The 17,668-nt window shown below is 73.0% G+C and carries 14 protein-coding genes; 4 read left to right on the forward strand and 10 right to left on the reverse strand.

Going from position 1 to position 17,668, the window contains the following annotated elements; translation table 11 throughout:
* Positions 1–51: 51 nt before the first annotated feature.
* From murD to rsmH, 7 genes are all read right to left on the reverse strand, one after another.
* Positions 52–1,488, reverse strand: coding sequence for a UDP-N-acetylmuramoyl-L-alanine--D-glutamate ligase (gene murD / locus ACZ59A_RS01640; protein ID WP_470952127.1), 1,437 nt, complete (start codon positions 1,486–1,488; stop codon positions 52–54).
* The gene (gene mraY / locus ACZ59A_RS01645) at positions 1,485–2,552 is read right to left on the reverse strand and encodes a phospho-N-acetylmuramoyl-pentapeptide-transferase (RefSeq protein WP_470954572.1); all 1,068 of its coding nucleotides are present in this window, start codon (positions 2,550–2,552) and stop codon (positions 1,485–1,487) included. The genes murD and mraY overlap by 4 nt, the downstream gene beginning before the upstream one ends.
* 59 nt (positions 2,553–2,611) lie before the next feature.
* Positions 2,612–4,039 (reverse strand): UDP-N-acetylmuramoyl-tripeptide--D-alanyl-D-alanine ligase, encoded by a 1,428-nt coding sequence (locus ACZ59A_RS01650; protein WP_470952128.1) that lies wholly within the window; start codon positions 4,037–4,039, stop codon positions 2,612–2,614.
* Between the two features lie 62 nt (positions 4,040–4,101).
* A complete protein-coding gene (locus ACZ59A_RS01655) occupies positions 4,102–5,865 on the reverse strand; it encodes a UDP-N-acetylmuramoyl-L-alanyl-D-glutamate--2,6-diaminopimelate ligase (RefSeq protein ID WP_468041683.1) in 1,764 nt (587 codons plus the stop codon).
* 12 nt (positions 5,866–5,877) lie between these two features.
* The gene (locus ACZ59A_RS01660; RefSeq protein WP_470952131.1) at positions 5,878–7,860 is read right to left on the reverse strand and encodes a peptidoglycan D,D-transpeptidase FtsI family protein; all 1,983 of its coding nucleotides are present in this window, start codon (positions 7,858–7,860) and stop codon (positions 5,878–5,880) included.
* Between the two features lie 4 nt (positions 7,861–7,864).
* Positions 7,865–8,404 (reverse strand): cell division protein FtsL, encoded by a 540-nt coding sequence (gene ftsL / locus ACZ59A_RS01665; RefSeq protein ID WP_470952133.1) that lies wholly within the window; start codon positions 8,402–8,404, stop codon positions 7,865–7,867.
* Positions 8,405–8,432: 28 nt separating this feature from the next.
* On the reverse strand, positions 8,433–9,392 hold the full coding sequence (rsmH, locus tag ACZ59A_RS01670; RefSeq protein ID WP_470952135.1) for a 16S rRNA (cytosine(1402)-N(4))-methyltransferase RsmH: 960 nt from the start codon (positions 9,390–9,392) through the stop codon (positions 8,433–8,435).
* A gap of 442 nt (positions 9,393–9,834) precedes the next feature.
* On the opposite strand from rsmH, the gene ACZ59A_RS01675 reads away from it, so the two are divergent.
* The 4 genes from ACZ59A_RS01675 (at position 9,835) to ACZ59A_RS01690 (ending at position 15,394) form a co-directional block, all read left to right on the forward strand.
* Positions 9,835–10,338 carry a beta-class carbonic anhydrase gene (locus tag ACZ59A_RS01675; protein ID WP_468041677.1) on the forward strand — a complete coding sequence of 168 codons (504 nt, stop codon included), beginning with the start codon at positions 9,835–9,837 and terminating at the stop codon, positions 10,336–10,338.
* A gap of 204 nt (positions 10,339–10,542) precedes the next feature.
* Positions 10,543–11,592, forward strand: coding sequence for an AAA family ATPase (locus ACZ59A_RS01680; RefSeq protein WP_470952137.1), 1,050 nt, complete (start codon positions 10,543–10,545; stop codon positions 11,590–11,592).
* Positions 11,592–12,971 (forward strand): DUF58 domain-containing protein, encoded by a 1,380-nt coding sequence (locus ACZ59A_RS01685; protein WP_470952139.1) that lies wholly within the window; start codon positions 11,592–11,594, stop codon positions 12,969–12,971. Before ACZ59A_RS01680 ends, ACZ59A_RS01685 begins: the two co-directional genes overlap by 1 nt.
* A complete protein-coding gene (locus ACZ59A_RS01690; protein ID WP_470952141.1) occupies positions 12,968–15,394 on the forward strand; it encodes a transglutaminase TgpA family protein in 2,427 nt (808 codons plus the stop codon). The genes ACZ59A_RS01685 and ACZ59A_RS01690 overlap by 4 nt, the downstream gene beginning before the upstream one ends.
* Before the next feature lie 135 nt (positions 15,395–15,529).
* Here the strand turns inward: ACZ59A_RS01690 and ACZ59A_RS01695 are convergent, their stop codons facing one another.
* From ACZ59A_RS01695 to ACZ59A_RS01705, 3 genes are all read right to left on the reverse strand, one after another.
* Positions 15,530–15,925 (reverse strand): DUF3040 domain-containing protein, encoded by a 396-nt coding sequence (locus ACZ59A_RS01695; protein ID WP_009718649.1) that lies wholly within the window; start codon positions 15,923–15,925, stop codon positions 15,530–15,532.
* A gap of 275 nt (positions 15,926–16,200) precedes the next feature.
* Positions 16,201–16,998: a methyltransferase gene (locus ACZ59A_RS01700; RefSeq protein ID WP_470952143.1), complete on the reverse strand. Its 798-nt coding sequence runs from the start codon at positions 16,996–16,998 to the stop codon at positions 16,201–16,203.
* Positions 16,999–17,109: 111 nt separating this feature from the next.
* Positions 17,110–17,649: an SAV_6107 family HEPN domain-containing protein gene (locus tag ACZ59A_RS01705; RefSeq protein ID WP_470952145.1), complete on the reverse strand. Its 540-nt coding sequence runs from the start codon at positions 17,647–17,649 to the stop codon at positions 17,110–17,112.
* Between the last annotated feature and the right edge of the window lie 19 nt (positions 17,650–17,668).

Here is a 17,668-nt window from a genome sequence, read left to right on the forward strand (position 1 = left end):
TCCCCTCCAGGTTCTCCGCGCGAGCGGTGGTCCTCGCGGGGGACCTGCGGGCTACTGCTCGTCCGTGACCGGGCCGGAGGCCAGGTCACGCACCGCCGCGGCGAAGGCGTCGCCCCGCTTGTTGTAGTTGGTGAACATGTCCATCGAGGCGCAGGCCGGGGCCAGAAGGACGGTATCGCCCGGCCGGGCGAGCCGGGCCGCTTCCCGGACAGCCGCCGCCATCGCCCCAGTGTCGGTCCGGTCGAGGTCCACGACCGGGACATCCGCTGCGTGTCGCGCGAGCGCTTCCCGGATCAGGGCACGGTCGGCGCCGATCAGCACCACGCCGCGCAGCCGCGGGGCGGCCGTGGTGACCAGCTCGTCGAAGGTGGCGCCCTTGGCGAGGCCGCCGGCGACCCACACGATGTGCTCGTACGCGCCCAACGACGCCTCGGCGGCGTGGGTGTTGGTCGCCTTGGAGTCGTCCACGTAACTCACGCCCTCGACGTCCGCGATGTGCTCCACGCGGTGCGGGTCCGGGCGGAAGGCGCGCAGCCCGTCCCGTACGGCCCCCGACGGCACGCCGTAGGCGCGGGCCAGGGCCGCGGCGGCGAGCGCGTTGGCGATGTTGTGCGGCGCGGGCGGGTTGACGTCGGCGACCTCGGCCAGCTCCTGGGCGTTCTTCTGCCGGTTCTCGACGAAGGCCCGGTCGACGAGGATGTTCTCGACGACGCCGAGCTGGGAGGGGCCGGGGGTGCCGAGGGTGAAGCCGATCGCCCGGCAGCCCTCCTCGACGTCGGCCGCCCGGACCAGGTCCTCGGTGGCGGGGTCGGCGGCGTTGTAGACGCAGGCCACCTGGTTGCCCTCGTAGATCCGGCCCTTGTCGGCCGCGTACGCCGCCATGGAGCCGTGCCAGTCGAGGTGGTCGGGGGCGAGGTTGAGCACCGCGGCGGAGTGGGCGCGCAGCGAGGGCGCCCAGTGCAGCTGGTAGCTGGACAGCTCGACGGCGAGCACGTCGTACGGCGTATCGCCCAGCACGATGTCCAGGAGCGAGACGCCGATGTTGCCGACGGCGGCGGTGCGCAGTCCGGCGGCCTCCAGGATGGACGCCAGCATGCGCACGGTGGTCGTCTTGCCGTTGGTGCCGGTGACCGCGAGCCATTGCGGGGCGTCCGGGCCGCGCAGGTGCCAGGCCAGCTCCACATCGCCCCACACCGGGACGCCCGCCTTCTCGGCGGCCAGGAAGAGCGGGCTGGTGGGCTTCCAGCCGGGCGTGGTGACGATCAGCTCGGTGCCGTCGGGGAGAGTGTCCCCGTCGCCGAGCCGGACCGTGATGCCGAGCGGCTCCAGTTCGGCCGCCTGGGCGCGCTGTGCCTCGCCGTCGCTTCCGTTGACGACGGTCACCGTGGCCCCGAGGCCCCGCAGCGCACGCGCTGCGGGGAGCCCGGAGACGCCGAGTCCGGCGACGGTGACATGCCGTCCGGCGAGGTCGGTGACGTCGAGGGTCACGAGGCCCGCCAGCCCGCGTAGAAGAGCCCGAGTCCGACGATCACGCACATGCCCTGGATGATCCAGAACCGGACCACCACCAGGACCTCGCTCCACCCCTTGAGTTCGAAGTGGTGCTGGAGCGGCGCCATCCGGAAGACCCGGCGCCCGGTCATCCGGAACGAGCCGACCTGGATGACCACGGACAGGGTGATCAGGACGAACAGCCCGCCGAGGATGGCCATCAGCAGCTCCGTACGGGAGCAGATGGCGAGCCCCGCGAGCGCGCCGCCGAGGGCGAGCGAGCCGGTGTCCCCCATGAAGATCTTGGCGGGCGAGGTGTTCCACCACAGGAAGCCGAAGCAGGCGCCCATCAGGGCGGACGCGACGACCGCGAGGTCGAGCGGGTCGCGCACCTCGAAGCAGGACGAGGGGTTGGTGAGGGTCTGCGCGTTGGCGCAGGACTCCTGGTACTGCCAGACGCCGATGAAGGTGTAGGCGCCGAAGACCATCACGGAGGCACCGGTGGCCAGACCGTCGAGGCCGTCGGTGAGGTTCACGCCGTTCGACATCGCGAGGATCATGAACAGCGCCCAGATCGCGAAGATCACCGGGCCGAAGGACCAGCCGAAGTCCTGGACGAAGGACAGCCGGTCGGAGGCCGGGGTCTGCTGGCGGGCGTCGGCGAAGTTCAGCGCGAGGATCGCGAAGGCGACACCGACGATGAGCTGACCGGCCATCTTGGCCTTGGCCCGCAGGCCCAGGCTGCGCTGCTTGACGATCTTGATGTAGTCGTCGAGGAAGCCGACCAGGCCCATGCCCGCGAACAGGAAGAGCACCAGCACGCCGGAGAAGGTCGGCTGGCTGCCCGTGATCACCTTCGTGACCGCGTAGGCGATCAGCGTGGCCAGGATGAAGGAGATGCCGCCCATGGTGGGCGTGCCCTTCTTGCTGCCGTGCGTCCGGGGACCGTCGTCCCGGATGTACTGGCCGTAACCCTTGCGGGCGAGCAGCTTGATCAGCAGCGGGGTGCCGATCAGGGTCAGAAAGAGCCCGATGGCTCCGGAGAAGAGAATCTGCCTCATGGCGGGTACGTGCTCTTGTCCCGCGGCGAGGCCATCGGCGAGGAGGATCTGCCCCATGGTCATCGCCCGGCGACCTCACCCTCGAGCAACGCCTGCGCGAGTGTCTCCAGGCCGACCGACCTGGATGCCTTCACCAACACGACATCCCCCGGTCGCAGCTCGCTCCGCAGCAGATCGACCGCTGCCCGCACGTCGGACACGTGCACCGACTCCTCACCCCACGAACCCTCGTTCTTGGCGCCCATGTCCAGCCACGCGGCCTCCCGGCCGCCGACCGCCACGAGCTTGCTGACGTTGAGCCGGACGGCCAGCCGTCCGACCGCGTCGTGCTCGGCCAGCGACTCATCGCCAAGCTCGGCCATCGGGCCCAGCACCGCCCACGTGCGACGCCCCGGTGTAGCTGCGCCCATCGCGGCCAGCGCGCGCAGCGCGGCTCGCATGGACTCGGGGTTCGCGTTGTAGGCGTCGTTGACAACCGTCACGCCGTCCGAGCGCTCGGTGACCTCCATCCGCCAGCGGGAGAGCTGCCCCGCTTCGGAGAGCGCCACGGCGATCTCGTCGACGGACATGCCCGTCTCATGGGCGACGGCGGCCGCGGCGAGCGCGTTCGACACGTGGTGCTCACCGTACAGGCGCATGGTCACGTCACCGCACCCGGTAGGGGTGTGAAGCGTGAAGGCGGGGCGGCCGCCGTCGGCAAGCCGGACATTCGAGGCACGCACGTGGGCGCCCTCGGACTCGCCGAACAGGACGGTACGGGCCTTCGTACGGGACGCCATGGCGCGCACCAGGGGGTCGTCGGCGTTGAGCACCGCCACCCCGCCGTCCTCGGCGGAGGGCAGCGCCTCGACCAGTTCGCCCTTGGCCTCGGCGATCTGCTCGCGGCCGCCGAACTCGCCGATGTGCGCGGTGCCGACGTTGAGGACGAGCCCGATGCGGGGCGGGGTGAGGTCCGTCAGATAACGGATGTGGCCCTTGCCTCGGGCGCCCATCTCCAGCACCAGGTGCCGGGTCGTCGTATCGGCGCGCAGCGCGGTCAGCGGCAGCCCGATCTCGTTGTTGAACGAGCCGTGCGTCCATACGGTCGGGCCGTGCCGCTGGAGCAGCTGGGCGATGAGGTCCTTGGTGCTGGTCTTCCCGGCGGAGCCGGTCAGCGCGACCACGGTGGTGCCCAGCCGCTCGACGACGGCGCGGGCGAGCGCGCCCATGGCGGCGACGACGTCGGGGACGACGATCGCCGGAACCGGGGCGTCCGGTGTGGAGACCGGGCGGGTGGCCAGAATCGCCACCGCGCCCGCCTCGACCGCGCCGCGCGCGTAGTCGTGACCGTCCACGCGCTCCCCGGGGAGCGCGGCGAACAGGCTCCCGGGCCGCACCTCGCGGGAGTCGATCACTACGGGACCGGTGACCGTCAGGTCAGGGTCCGGTATGTCGTGCGGCTGCCCACCGACGAGGCCGGTGATCTCGGTGAGGGACAGTGGGATCACTGATCACCTCCGGCCGTGCGGGAGAGCTGCCTGGAGGGGGCTGGTGCGCGCATGGCGGTCTGTCATCCCTGGTTGTCTTGATGGGTGTGCCCGTGCGGTTCTCTCGCCTCGGGGCGTTGCGGACCGCGCCCCTTGGCTCGCTCGCTGAGCTCGATGGCTTCCCGCAGGACCTGGCGGTCGTCGAAGGCGCGAACCACCCCGGCGATCTCCTGGCCCTGCTCATGGCCCTTGCCCGCGACGATCACGGTGTCGCCGGGTTCCGCGCGGGCGACGGCGGCGGCGATGGCGTTCGCCCGCTCCTCCTCGACCAGGACGTCGCCGCGCTCGTGCGCGGGCACCTCGGCGGCGCCCGCGAGCATCGCGGCGAGAATGGCGAGCGGGTCCTCGGAACGAGGGTTGTCCGAGGTCAGCACGGCCGTGTCGGCGTACCGGGCCACGGCGGAGCCCATCGGTCCGCGCTTGAGCCGGTCGCGGTCGCCGCCGCAGCCGAGGACGGCGTGCAGCTTGCCGTCGGTGACCTTGCGCAGGGCGCGCAGCACCGACTCCACGGCGTCGGTCTTGTGGGCGTAGTCGACCACCGCGAGGTACGGCTGGCCCACGTCGATGCGCTCCAGCCGGCCCGGCACGCCGGGGACGGCGCCGATGCCGTCCGCGGCCGTCTGCGGGTCGATCCCGGCGACGGCGAGCGCGACGAGGGCGGCGAGCGCGTTGGCGACGTTGAACGGGCCCGCGATCGGGGCGGCGGCCCGCACGGTCTCGCCGTTCGGGCCGACCGCGGTGAACGTCGAGCCGAGCGGACCGACCTCGACGTCCGCGGCGCGCCAGTGGGCGTCGGGGTGGCCCTCGGCGGAGAACGTGGTGACCGGGACCTCGGACTCCTCGATGAGCCGGCGGCCGTACTCGTCGTCGTAGTTGATCACTCCGGCCCGGCTGCGGGCCTTGGTGAACAGCTGGGCCTTGGCCTGGAAGTAGTCCTCCATCCCCGAGTGGAACTCCATGTGCTCCGGGGAGAGGTTGTTGAAGACGGCGACGTCGAAGACGCAGCCGTCGACGCGGCCGAGGACCAGGGCGTGGCTGGAGACCTCCATCACGACCGAGTGGACGTCGCGTTCGCGCATCACCGCGAACAGCGCCTGCAGGTCGGTGGCCTCGGGGGTGGTGCGCTCGGACTTGATGCGCTCGTCGCCGATGCGCATCTCGACGGTGCCGATGAGCCCCGTGGGACCGCCGCCCGCCTTCTCGGCGGCGGCCCTGAGGCCGCCCTCGACGAGGTAGGCGGTGGTGGTCTTGCCGGAGGTGCCGGTGATGCCGATCTGCAGCAGGCTGTGGCCCGGCTCGTCGTAGATCGTGGCGGCCAGCGCGCCCATCCGGCCGCGCGGGTTGTCCACGACCAGGACCGGCAGCCCGGTGGCCGCGGCGCGCTCGGCGCCGTCCGGGTCGGTCAGGACGGCGGCCGCGCCGAGGTCGGCGGCCTGGGCGGCGAAGTCCGCGCCGTGCAGCCGGGCGCCGGACAGCGCGGCGTACACATCGCCCGGGCGCACGGCACGCGAGTCATGGGTGATCCCGGTGACCGCGGCTTCCGCGGGGGCGTCGGAGGCATCGATGCCCAGCTGGTCCGCCAGCTCCGCAAGCGGTACGGGGCGGACCTGGAGAGGGCGGGGCGCTCCCGGGTATTCCACAGAAACGTCCTTCTGAGGGGTTTGGGACTGATCAGCTTGGGGCACGGCGGTGAGCGTACCCGGCCCACCCGCTCCGTCGCGAAATCCGGCGGCGGAGCAGCGGCGCACCGGCCCCTGGTTCCCGGGCTCCGGCGTGATCGTCGTCACGGCTGGACCCGCTCACTGGCCCGGGCTGTAGCTCACGGGGAGCCGCTTGGGCTGCTTCCCGGTCGGCGGGACCTGCAGCGACTTGAGCGCGAACTCCATGACCTTCTTGTAGACCGGCCCGCAGACCTGCCCGCCGAAATAGCTGCCCCTGGTCGGATTCTGCACCGCACAGTAGACCGTGAGGCGCGGTTTGTCGGCTGGTGCGAAACCGGCGAAAGAAGCGGTGTAGCCATGGTATTGGCCGGTCTTCGGGTCCACGCGGTTGGAGGTGCCGGTCTTGCCCGCGACCAGATAGCCGGGGATCTTCGCCTTGGTGCCGGTGCCCTCCTGGTTGTCCACGACCGATTCGAGCATCTCGGCGAGCGTCTTCGCGGTCTTCTGGCTCACCACGCGGTTCTTCTTGGGCGCGGGCGCCGGGGTGAAGTCGCCGCCGGGGCCCCTGGTGCCGCGCACCAGGCTGGGGGCGATGCGCTGGCCGCCGTTGGCGACGGTGGAGTAGACGGAGGCCGCCTGGACGGCGTTGAGCGACAGGCCCTGGCCGAAGGGGATGGTGTACCCCTGCGAGGCGCTCCAGTCCTGCGGCTTGGCCAGGATGCCCGGGGTCTCGCCGGGAAGGCCGAGCCCGGTGGGCTGTCCGATGCCGAACCGCCGCAGGTAGGCGTAGAGAATGCGGTTCTTCTGCTTCTCGGACTTGGCCAGCTGCTCGGTGGCGAGGATGGTGCCGATGTTGCTGGACTTGGCGAGCACCCCGTTGAGCGTGAGGTACCAGGTGGGGTGGTCGATGTCGTCGGCGAAGGCGCGGCCCGCGCGCGGCAGCCGGTTCGGGACCTGCACCTGGGTATCCCAGCGGGCGGCACCCTCCTGGAGCACGGCGGCCATCGACATCAGCTTGCTGACACTGCCCGGTTCGTACGCGTCGGATACCGCGGCGTTGCCGAGGGCGTCGCCGTCCGCCGCGGAGATGTCGTTGGGGTCGAAGCCGGGCGCGTTGGCCATGGCCAGCAGCCGTCCGGTGCGGGTGTCCTGCACGACGACGTAGCCGCGGTCCGCCTGCGACTTCTTCACCTGGTCGGAGATGGCGCTCTGGGCGGCCCACTGGATGTCGCGGTCGATCGTCAGCTCGACGTCGCTGCCGGGCACCGCGGGCTTCTCGCTGACGTCCCCCGTGGGCACCTGATGGCCGCCGGACTGGGCGTAGACGCGCTTGCCGTCCTTGCCCGCGAGCTTCTTCTCCAGCTGCTGCTCGACCCCCGCCGCGCCGCGCCCGTCGGCGCCCACGAAGCCCAGGATCCCGGCGGCGAGGTCGCCGCCGGGGTAGACCCGCTTGCTGTGCGACTCCCGGTTGACCCCGGCGAGGACGTTGGTGCCCTTGCCCTTGGCCGCGGCGTCGTCCAGGTTGCTCTTCAGGTCCTTGATCTGGTTCCAGACCTGCGGGGTCTGCTGCCGGGCCAGCACGGCGTACTGCGACTTCGGGTTGTCGGTGAGCTTCTTCTCCAGGTCCGCCTCGTTCTTCCCGAGGATCGGCGCGAGGAGGGCGGCCGCCTGCCGGGGCGCGTCCTTGATCTTGGCGTTGCGCGGGGTGAGCAGATCGGGGGCGGCGGTGATGTCGTACGCGTCCACGGTGGTGGCCAGGTTGACGCCGTCGCGGTCGGTGATGGAGCCGCGCTCCGCGGACAGCTTCACCGGGATGTAGCGGTTGACGTTGGCCTTGGCGGCGTACGCGGAGGCGTCCACGGCCTGCACCTGGAGCAGCCGTACGACGAAGGCCAGCATGACGAGGGTGAGGCCCAGGCCGATCAGCCGCAGCCGGGGGCGCGGACTGCCCAGCCGCAGCTGCGCCTGCCCGCCTCCGGGGCGCCCGCCGCGCTGCGCGCCGGGGCGCGGGCCGCGCTCCGAGGGGCGGCGCTGCGCCCCCTGGCGCGGCCGGCGGTCGCGGTCGCCGCGCGGTGCCGCCGGGCCGGGCACCCGTCGGCGGGGGTCCTGGGGTCGCGTCACCGTGTCACCTGCCGGGGGCCGGGGCGGGCGGCGCGCCGGTACCGGCCGCCGGGGTCAGGGGGTTCGCCGACGGCTGTGCGGCCGGGGCCGGGGCGGGCGCGGCGGCGGAGGCCGAGGGGGTGGGCGCCGGGGTGGGGTCGAGCACGAGCGGGGGCAGCGGGCCGGGGGCGTGGGCCACCGAGGGCTGCCCGGTGGCCGGTGCGGGCACCCCGGCCACCGTGCCGTCCGGGTTGAGGAAGGCCGGGCTGCCGCCGGGCACCATGCCCAGCTCCCGGGCGCGCTGCTCCAGCGCGCCGGGGGCGGAGAGCTCGTCGACCTCCTGCTGGAGCGACTGGCGTTCGTCGCTCAGCTCGCCGGTCTGCTTCTCCAGCCTGGTCAGCTCGAACGACCCCTGGTTGAGGGAGGAGTTCAGCAGCAGCAGCGCGATCAGGCCGGAGCCGAGCAGCACGACGACGAGCAGGACGAAGGGCGCGCGCCGGGCCGTGACCGCCCCCGGCACCGCCCCCTTCGTCCTGGCCAGCCCCTTGGCCCCGGCGGCGCTCACAGGGCGCCCTCGCTCACCGGACGACGTCTCACAGGGCGTCCTCCCGGATGCGCTCCGCTCCCCGGAAGCGGGCCGGGGCGGCACGGCGGTTCTCGGCGATCTCGTCCTCGGTGGGCAGCTCGGCGCCGCGGGTGAGCAGCTTGAGCCGGGGCTGATAGCGCTCCGGGACGACCGGCAGGCCGGGCGGCGCGGTGTTGGTAGCACCGGCCGCGAGCACATGCTTGACGAGCCGGTCCTCCAGCGAGTGGTACGACAGCACGGCGATCCGCCCGCCCACCGCGAGCGCCGCCACCGCCGCCGGGACGGCCCGCTCCAGAACGGCCAGCTCGCCGTTGACCTCGATGCGCAGCGCCTGGAAGGTGCGCTTGGCGGGGTTGCCGCCGGTGCGCTTGGCGGCCTGCGGCAGCGCCTCGCGGATCAGCTCCACCAGCCGGGCGCTGTTGCTGAACGGCTCCTTGGCGCGCTCCCGGACCACCGCGTCCACGATCTTCTTGGCGAACTTCTCCTCGCCGTACGTCCGCAGGATGCGCACCAGGTCGCCGGGCGGGTAGGTGTTCAGCACCTCGGCGGCGCTGATGCCCGTCGTCTGGTCCATCCGCATGTCCAGCGGGGCGTCCTGCGCGTAGGCGAAGCCGCGCCCGGCCTCGTCCAGCTGCATGGAGGAGACGCCGAGGTCGAACAGGACGCCCTGGGCGCGCGGCACCCCGAGCCGGTCCAGAACCTCGGGCAGCTCGTCGTAGACGGCGTGCACCAGGGTCGCCCGGTCGCCGTAGGGGGCCAGCCGCTCACCGGCCAGCCGGAGCGCGTCGGGGTCGCGGTCGAGGGCGATGAGCCGGGCCGCGGGGAAGCTGCGCAGCAGCGCCTCGCTGTGCCCCCCGAGGCCGAGCGTGCAGTCGACCACCACCGCGCCGGGTTCGGCGAGGGCGGGGGCCAGCATGTCCAGGCAGCGCTGAAGCATGACGGGAACGTGGAGAGCGTTGCTGCTCATTGCGCTGCTCGTGCGCCCTTCTGAGGGTCGGGCGCGGCGGGTACGCACCGCTGGGTCCCCACCCGCTCTGAAGGGGAAGCGGCCGACTGGCGCCGGGGAAGTGACGTCAGGCGACCGGAGCGGGAGGAGGCCGAGGGGTACGTACGCACCGCGCTCACGCGAAAATTTCCGGATCCAAGGGGAGCGTCACGCCTCCCACTTCGCGCCACTTTAGTCCACTCGTCCCTTCGGTCAACCAACCGGCCAGCGCGTCACGCCACCGGAGTGGAGCCGGGGCGGAACCGGGGTGGAACCGGAGCGGAATCGCTCCGTCCGAGCGCGCCGGGGAAGGGCGCACGGAGGTGTGGAGTGGCTCACAATCACTCCTTCAGAGCACCTGATGCCCTCGTTTGCGTAACCTAAAGAAAAGACAAAATCCCCTGGTGGGATTAGGGTCATAGCCATGTCGATATCTGTCACCGACCGCTTGGTCGAGGCCAACCGCGAGTACGCCGACAAGTTCACCGACCCCGGGATGGACGCCCGCCCCGTACAGGGCGTCGCCATCGTCGCCTGCATGGACGCACGTCTCGATCTGCACGAGGCGCTGGGCCTGCAGCTGGGCGACTGCCACACCATCCGCAACGCGGGCGGTGTGGTCACCGACGACATCATCCGCTCCCTGACCATCAGCCAGCGCGCGCTGGGCACCCGCAGCGTCGTGCTGATCCACCACACCGGCTGCGGCCTGCTGAGCCTCACCGAGGACTTCCGGCACGAACTGGAGGAGGAAGTGGGCCAGCGGCCGTCGTGGGCGGTCGAGGCGTTCAAGGACCTCGACGCCGATGTGCGCCAGTCGATGGAGCGGGTGCGCACCTCGCCGTTCCTGCTGCACCGCGACGATGTACGGGGTTTCATCTTCGATGTGACGACGGGTCTGCTGCGTGAGGTCGAGCCGCGCAGCTGAGTAGATTTTCAACCCTAACTCGTACAAGCGTGACAAATAACCCCTGGTTATCCACAGCCGAGTGACGCGAGACGGCGAAGACCGCAAGAATGCGTAGATGACATCGTCCCCCGCAACCCCGCGGGGGCCGGTGCCAGCGTTTGCGGTGGGCCGGTCCGTCCCTTGGTGGACAGTCGGCCCTGAGAACGGGCCGAGGAGGGCCGGGTGACGACCTATGACGAACGAGCGAGCCTCAGCGATCTGACCACCACAGCGGAGCGCGTCCGCCGGTCGGTGGAGGGTGTGATCGAGGGCAAGCCCGAGGTCGTGCGGCTTTCGCTGACCGTGCTGCTCGCCGAGGGACATCTGCTGATCGAGGATGTCCCCGGCGTGGGCAAGACCATGCTCGCCAAGGCGCTCGCGCGGTCCATCGACTGCTCGGTGCGCCGTATCCAGTTCACTCCCGACCTGCTGCCGTCGGATATCACCGGGGTGAGCATCTACGACCAGCAGCGCAAGGAGTTCGAGTTCAAACCGGGCGCGATCTTCGCCCAGATCGTCATCGGCGACGAGATCAACCGTGCCTCGCCCAAGACCCAGTCGGCGCTTCTTGAATCGATGGAAGAGCGCCAGGTCACCATCGACGGGAAGAGCTACGAACTGCCCGGCCCCTTCATGGTGGTGGCCACGCAGAACCCGATCGAGATGGAGGGCACCTATCCGCTGCCCGAGGCGCAGCGCGACCGCTTCATGGCGCGCGTCTCCATCGGGTACCCCAGCCCGCAGGCGGAGCTGGAGATGCTGGACGTGCACGGCGGGGTCTCCCCGCTGGACGACATGCGGCCGGTCGCGCACGCCCATGAGATCGTCAAGCTGGTCGAGGCGGTGCGCTCGGTGCACGTCGCCGAGGCCATCCGGCGGTATGCGGTGGACCTGGTGTCCGCCACCCGCAACCACCCCGATCTGCGGCTCGGCGCCTCGCCCCGGGCCACCCTGCACCTGCTGCGGGCCGCCAAGGCGGCGGCCGCGCTGGCCGGGCGGGACTTCGCCCTCCCCGACGACGTGCAGTCGCTCGCCGTCCCCGTGCTGGCCCACCGGCTGCTGCCCACCGCCCAGGCCCAGCTGAACCGGCGCACCGCGGAGCAGGTCGTCGGCGACATCCTGCAGCGCACCCCGCTGCCCACCTCGTCGCAGCGGAGCGGCGGACCGGTGCCCCCGGTGCCCTCCATGCCCCCGGTCGACTACGGGCAGCAGCCGGGCGCGCGGAGGCTGTGATGACCACAGGGGGGACGGGTCCGGACCCCGGAAGCGGGGAGGACCGGGGCACGATCCGGGCGGCGCTCGCCGGGCTGACCACCCGCGGCCGTTCCTTCCTGGCCGCCGGGGTCGCCGCCGCGGTGTGCAGCTATGTGCTGGGCCAGGCCGATCTGCTGAGGGTGGGGCTGCTGCTGGCGGCGCTGCCCCTGGTGTGCGTGGCCGTGGTCTACCGCACCCGGTACCGGGTGGCGGGCAGTCGGCGGCTCGCGCCCGCGCGGGTCCCGGCGGGCTCCGAGGCCCGGGTGCATCTGCGCATGGACAACGTCTCGCGGCTGCCCACCGGGCTGCTGATGCTCCAGGACCGGGTGCCGTATGTGCTGGGGCCGCGCCCCCGCTTCGTGCTGGACCGGGTGGAGCCGGGCGGCCGCCGCGAGGTGTCCTACCGGGTCCGCTCCGATCTGCGCGGCCGCTATCCGCTGGGACCGCTGCAGCTGCGGCTCAACGACCCGTTTGGGATGTGCGAGCTGACCCGCGCCTTCAGCGCGTACGACACGCTCACGGTGGTGCCCCGGGTCGAGCCGCTGCCCGTGGTGCCGCTGACCGGCGAGGCCGCGGGCTACGGGGACGGGCGGCACCGCTCGCTGGCCCTGGCCGGTGAGGACGATGTGATCCCGCGCGGCTATCGCCACGGCGACGACCTGCGCCGGGTGCACTGGCGGTCCACCGCGCGCTACGGAGAGCTGATGGTGCGCCGGGAGGAGCAGCCGCAGCGCGCCCACTGCACGGTGCTGCTGGACACCCGGGGCTACGCCTACGAGGGCGCGGGGCCCGACTCCGCCTTCGAGTGGGCGGTGTGCGGCGCGGCCTCGGCCTCGGTGCATCTGCTGGAGCGGGGCTACGCGGTCCGGCTGCTGACCGACACCGGAAGCTCGGTGCCCGGTCCGGACGGCGGAGGCGGATTCACCGGTTCCACGCATGACTCGGCGGAGACCGCCGGGCTGATGCTGGACACCCTCGCGGTGGTGGACCACTCCGACGAGGACGGGCTCTCCCTCGCGTACGACGTGCTGGGCGGCGGGGGCGAGGGCCTGCTGGTGGCCTTCCTGGGCGATCTGGACGAGGAGCAGGCCGCGCTCGTCGGGCGGATGCGGAGCCGCTCCACCGCGGCGGTGGCGTTCGTCATGGACGGCCCGGCCTGGTCGCGGGGGGCGGAGCCCGCCGACCCGCGGGAGCTGGAGGACGCGCTGCGCGGGCTGCGCGAAGCGGGGTGGACGGCCCTGCCGGTCACCCCGGGCGCCTCGCTGGCGGAGCTGTGGCGGCAGGCCGACGGGCAGGGCGCCATCCGGGCCGACGCCGGGCGTTCGGGCATCGGCGGCATGACAGGGAGCTGGGGATGAGTGGGAGCGTTCGGCTGGCCGTCTGCGCGGCGCTGGCCACGGCGGCCGCCGCGTGCGCGCTGCTGCCGCTGGTGGATCCGGCCGGGTGGCTGCTGCAGGCCGTCCTGCTGCTGGCCGTCCAGAGCGCGGCGGGCGTGGCCGGTCGCCGGGTGCCGCTGGCCCGTCCGCTGACGGTGGCGGGGCAGGCCCTGGTGATGATGCTGCTGCTCACGGTCGTCTTCACGCCCGGGCAGGCGTTCGCCGGGGTGCTGCCGAGCCCGGAGGCCCTCCATGAGTTCGCGCTGCTGCTGCGCGAGGGCACCAGCGACGTCGGGCAGTACGCGACCCCGGCGCCGGTCACCGACGGCATCCGGCTGCTGCTGGTCGGCGGGGTGCTGCTGATAGGGCTGGTGGTCGACGCGCTCGCGGTGACCTACCGCAGCGCGGCCCCCGCGGGGCTGCCGCTGCTGGCGCTGTACTCGGTCGCGGCGGGCCTGTCGGACGACGGCAGCGACTGGGTGTGGTTCCTGGTGGCGGCGGCCGGATATCTGCTGCTGCTCCTGGCCGAGGGCCGGGACCGGCTCTCCCAGTGGGGCCGCGTCTTCAGCGGCGGCGCCCCCCGCGCGCCGGGCATGCCGCCCTCGGGACCGGCCGGAGCCGGTGGCGGCCCGGCGGCGGCCCCGGTCCGGGCGGGCCACCGGATCGGCGTGCTGGCGCTGGGCATCGCGGTCGCGGTGCCCGCGATGCTGCCGTCCCTGGACGGCGGGCTGCTGGACCGGCAGGGCAGCGGCGGCGGGCCGAGCGGCGGCGGCACCATCTCGGCGGTGAATCCGCTGGTGTCGCTCCAGGACAGCCTGAACCAGCCGGAGAACAGGGAGGTGCTGCGGTACCGCACCTCCTCGCAGACCACCCAGGACATGTATCTGCGGATCGTGGCGCTCGACAAGTTCGACGGCGCCTCGTGGAAGTCGTCGGAGCGGCACGTCACCGATGTGCCGGGCCGGCTGCCGTCGCCGACCGGCCTCGGCCCCGCGGTCCGGACCACCTCCGTGGACACGTCCATCTCGGCCGCCGAGTGGTATGCGCAGAACTGGCTGCCGCTCCCCTACCCGGCCGACAAGGTGCAGATCGACGGGCGCTGGCGGTACGAGCCCGAGGGCCGCACGCTGGTCGGCGACCGCGGCCAGACCACCCGCGGCGCCCGCTACCGGGTGACCAGCCTGCTGGTGGAGCCGACCGCCGACCAGCTGGCCTCCGCCCCGCCGCCGAACCCGCGGCTGCTGCGCGAGTACACCGAGGTGCCGGGCTCCCTGCCGCCCGTGGTCTCGCAGACCGCGCGCGAGGTGACCTCGGGCGCGTCCAACGCGTATGAGAAGGCGGTCAAGCTCCAGGACTGGTTCGCGGTCAACGGGGGCTTCCGGTACGACACCGAGGTGCAGTCCGGCAGCGGTTCGACGGCCATCGCGAAGTTCCTGAAGCAGAAGGCGGGCTTCTGCGTCCACTTCTCCTTCTCCATGGCGGCGATGGCCCGGACGCTGGGCATACCGGCGCGGGTGGCCGTCGGGTTCACCCCCGGCACCTCGCAGGCGGACGGTTCGGTGTCGGTCGGGCTCAAGGACGCGCACGCCTGGCCCGAGCTGTACTTCGAGGGGGTCGGCTGGACCCGTTTCGAGCCCACTCCGAGCCGTGGCACCCAGCCCGACTACACGATGGAGCAGACGCCGTCGGGCGAGGTCCCCGACGAGCCGTCGGCCCAGCCGAGCACCAGCTCCGAGCCGTCGGCCGCGCCGTCCGCCTCGGACAGCTGCGCGCCGGAGCTGCGGAAGCAGGGCGGCTGCGAGGCCGCCGCGGCCCAGCAGCCCGGGGACGGCTCCTCGGGCGGCGGTCTGTCGGTGACCACGGTCGCCGGCTGGAGTTCGCTGGCGGTGCTGCTGCTCGTGGTGCCGCTGTTGCCCATGCTGTGGCGGCGGCGGGTCAGGGCCCGCAGACTGGACGGCTCCGGCGGGCGCACCGAACAGGACGCCACCGACCGGATCCTGGCCGCCTGGCACGAACTGGTCGACACGGCCTGGGACTTCGGCGTCCTGCCGGACGACTCCCAGACCTCGCGCAAGGCCGTGGCCCGGATCGTGCGGCTTGCCGAGCTGGACGACGAGGCGGGCCAGGCGGCGCAGCGGGTGGCCGCGGCGGTCGAGCAGGTGCTGTACGCGCCGCGACCGCGGCCGGTCGCCGGGGTCGCCGACGACGTGCGGGCGGTCCTGGCCGCTTTCCAGGCCGGGGCCGGGCGCCGGGAGCGGCTGCGGGCGCTGCTGGCCCCGCGCTCGGCGGTCCAGGTGGTGTGGGCGGGCGCCCGCCGCTGGTCCACGCTGGTCGACCGGTGGGGAGCACCGCGGTGGGCCCGGTGGGCGGCCCAGCTGCGCGGGCCCCGCGGCGAGCGGGGCTGAGCCGGAGCCGCCCCCGGAGCCGCCCCCCCCATCCGGGGGGCGGTGAGGGCCCCGGGCGGGCGCGGGATACGGCCGGACATGGGTGAGGGGCGGTCGCCGGTGGCGACCGCCCCTCACCCATGTGTGCTCAGACTGTCAGTGGCCCTGCTCGTCGCGGCGGCGCTGCCACCGCTCCTCGATCCGGTCCATCATGGAGCGGCGCTGGCGGCCCTGACGGCGGGGCGGCCCGGCCCCACCCGCCCGCTGTGCCTCTCCCGGCTTGGGCGCCTTGCGCCAGCCCGTCACGGCGAGCACCGCACATCCCAGCATGATGAGGAAGCCCACCACGCTGATCCAGATCTGCGGAACGATCACTCCGACCATCAGGAGCGCGATGCCGACCAGAAATCCCGCGACCGCCTGGTAGACCCGTCGCCGGGTGTACGTGCGCAGGCCGCTTCCCTCAAGCGTTGTCGCGAACTTGGGATCTTCGGCGTACAACGCTCGCTCCATTTGCTCGAGCATGCGCTGCTCGTGCTCCGAGAGCGGCACGGAGTCCTCCTACTCGTCGGTCGCGGGGGGCGACCGGGTGCGACCCTTTCAGGATAGGCAGGGAATCGCCCCCGTGAAACCCGCCCCTCAACGCCAATTCGCCCACCGTTACGTGTGTGACGAAAGTTGACGCTGAGACGTCCATTCCCCTCCCGCCGATTCGCCATGCCGGACGGTGTACCCCGATCATACGGGGCCGGAGGGCCGAGCGGGTGCCCTGTGGCCTACTCCACCTGCGCCATCCGTCACGGAACGGGGAAGGACCGGCGGGGCCGTCAGTCCCGCTCGGCGAGGACGTGCAACTGGGTGGCGACCGAATGGAAGGCGGGCAGCTCGGCGGCGGCCTCCTCCAGGCGCAGCAGCGCGTCGAGGGCGCCGGGCTCGGTGTCGACCAGCACGCCGGGCACCAGATCGGCGAAGACCCGTACGCCGTGCACCGCGGCGATCTCCAGACCGGCCGCGGCCACCAGCTCGGACAGCTGGTCGGCGGTGAAGCGGCGCGGCACGGGGTCGCCGTCGCCCCAGCGGCCATCCGGGCCGGTAAGCGCTTGCCGGGCCTCCGTGAAGTGTCCGGCCAGGGCGCGGGCGAGCACGGCACCGCCGAGCCCCGCGGCGAGCACGCTCAGGGTGCCCGCCGGGCGCAGCGCGTCCGCCGCGTTCCGCAGGCCCTCGGCGGGGTCGTCGACGTACTCCAGCACCCCATGGCACAGGACCACGTCGTAGCCGCCGCGCTCGACCACGTCGAACAGGCCGTGGGCATCGCCCTGGACGCCGCGCACCCGGTCGGCGACCCCGGCCTCGGCGGCCCGGCGCTCCAGCGCGAACAGCGCGTTGGGGCTGGGGTCGACGACCGTGACGCGGTGGCCCAGCTGGGCGACCGGCACGGCGAAGTTGCCGCTGCCGCCCCCGGTGTCGAGCACGTCGAGCGCCCCGTGTGCCGCCGCGGGCGCGGCCCCCTCGGCTGCCGCCGTGTCCCCGCCCGCGGCCTTGGCCCGCCGTTCCAGGGCGTCTTTCAGGACCTCCCACACCACGGCGGTACGGAGGGACGCACGGGGGCGCTGCGGGTCTGACACGGCGGGTGGCTCCTCGGCGCGGTGCCGCCACCGCGCGGGGCGGCGGCGACGGGTTACTGACGTCGCTACCAGCCTATTGCCTCCGGAGCCCGGGCCGGTCCCGCGGTGGTTTCAGCGGCCCGGCTCCCCGTCCGTCGGCGGGGCCTGCCGGGGCAGCGCGGGCTGGAGCACCAGCATCCGCTCCACCAGCCGCAGGAACATGGCGGCGGCGCGCAGCAGATCGTCCGCGTCACGGCAGCTGGCCGCGCCCTGTATACCGGCCTCGGCGCGGGCCCGGCGCTCGGCGCCGGAGGCGAACAGGGCGCTCCACTCGGTCAGTTCGGGGGCGACCTCCGGGAGCACTTCCCAGGTGCTGCGGATCCGGGCGCGGCGCCGGGCCGTGGTCTCGGGGCGGCCCCGCGCGGCGAGCACGGCGGCCGCCGTGCGCAGGGCCGCCAGATGTGCGGTGGCAAATCGCTCGTTCGCGGTCTCCAGCGCGGCGGCCTCCTCCAGCCCCTGGTGGGCCTGGGTGAGCAGGTCGAGTGCGGCGGGCGGGGCCGCGGAGCGGCGCAGCACGGGGTGGACATCGCTCGCGGGGCCAGTCGACGAAGGGGCAGGGGTAGGGGCAGGGGCGGCGGCACGGTGCCGGCGCTCTGCGGCGGTACTGGCCATGACGAACCTCCTGTCGTCG

Source organism: Streptomyces sp. NPDC040405 (genome assembly GCF_055595765.1).

What these genes read in the sequence shown, in the direction of transcription:
- rsmH (WP_470952135.1), bottom strand. Translation starts at nt 9,392, where the DNA reads ATGAGCAGCAACGCTCTCCACGTTCCCGTCATGCTTCAGCGCTGCCTG.
- mraY (WP_470954572.1), bottom strand. Translation starts at nt 2,552, where the DNA reads ATGAGGCAGATTCTCTTCTCCGGAGCCATCGGGCTCTTTCTGACCCTG.
- ACZ59A_RS01690 (WP_470952141.1), top strand. Translation starts at nt 12,968, where the DNA reads ATGAGTGGGAGCGTTCGGCTGGCCGTCTGCGCGGCGCTGGCCACGGCG.
- ACZ59A_RS01685 (WP_470952139.1), top strand. Translation starts at nt 11,592, where the DNA reads ATGACCACAGGGGGGACGGGTCCGGACCCCGGAAGCGGGGAGGACCGG.
- ACZ59A_RS01675 (WP_468041677.1), top strand. Translation starts at nt 9,835, where the DNA reads ATGTCGATATCTGTCACCGACCGCTTGGTCGAGGCCAACCGCGAGTAC.
- ACZ59A_RS01705 (WP_470952145.1), bottom strand. Translation starts at nt 17,649, where the DNA reads ATGGCCAGTACCGCCGCAGAGCGCCGGCACCGTGCCGCCGCCCCTGCC.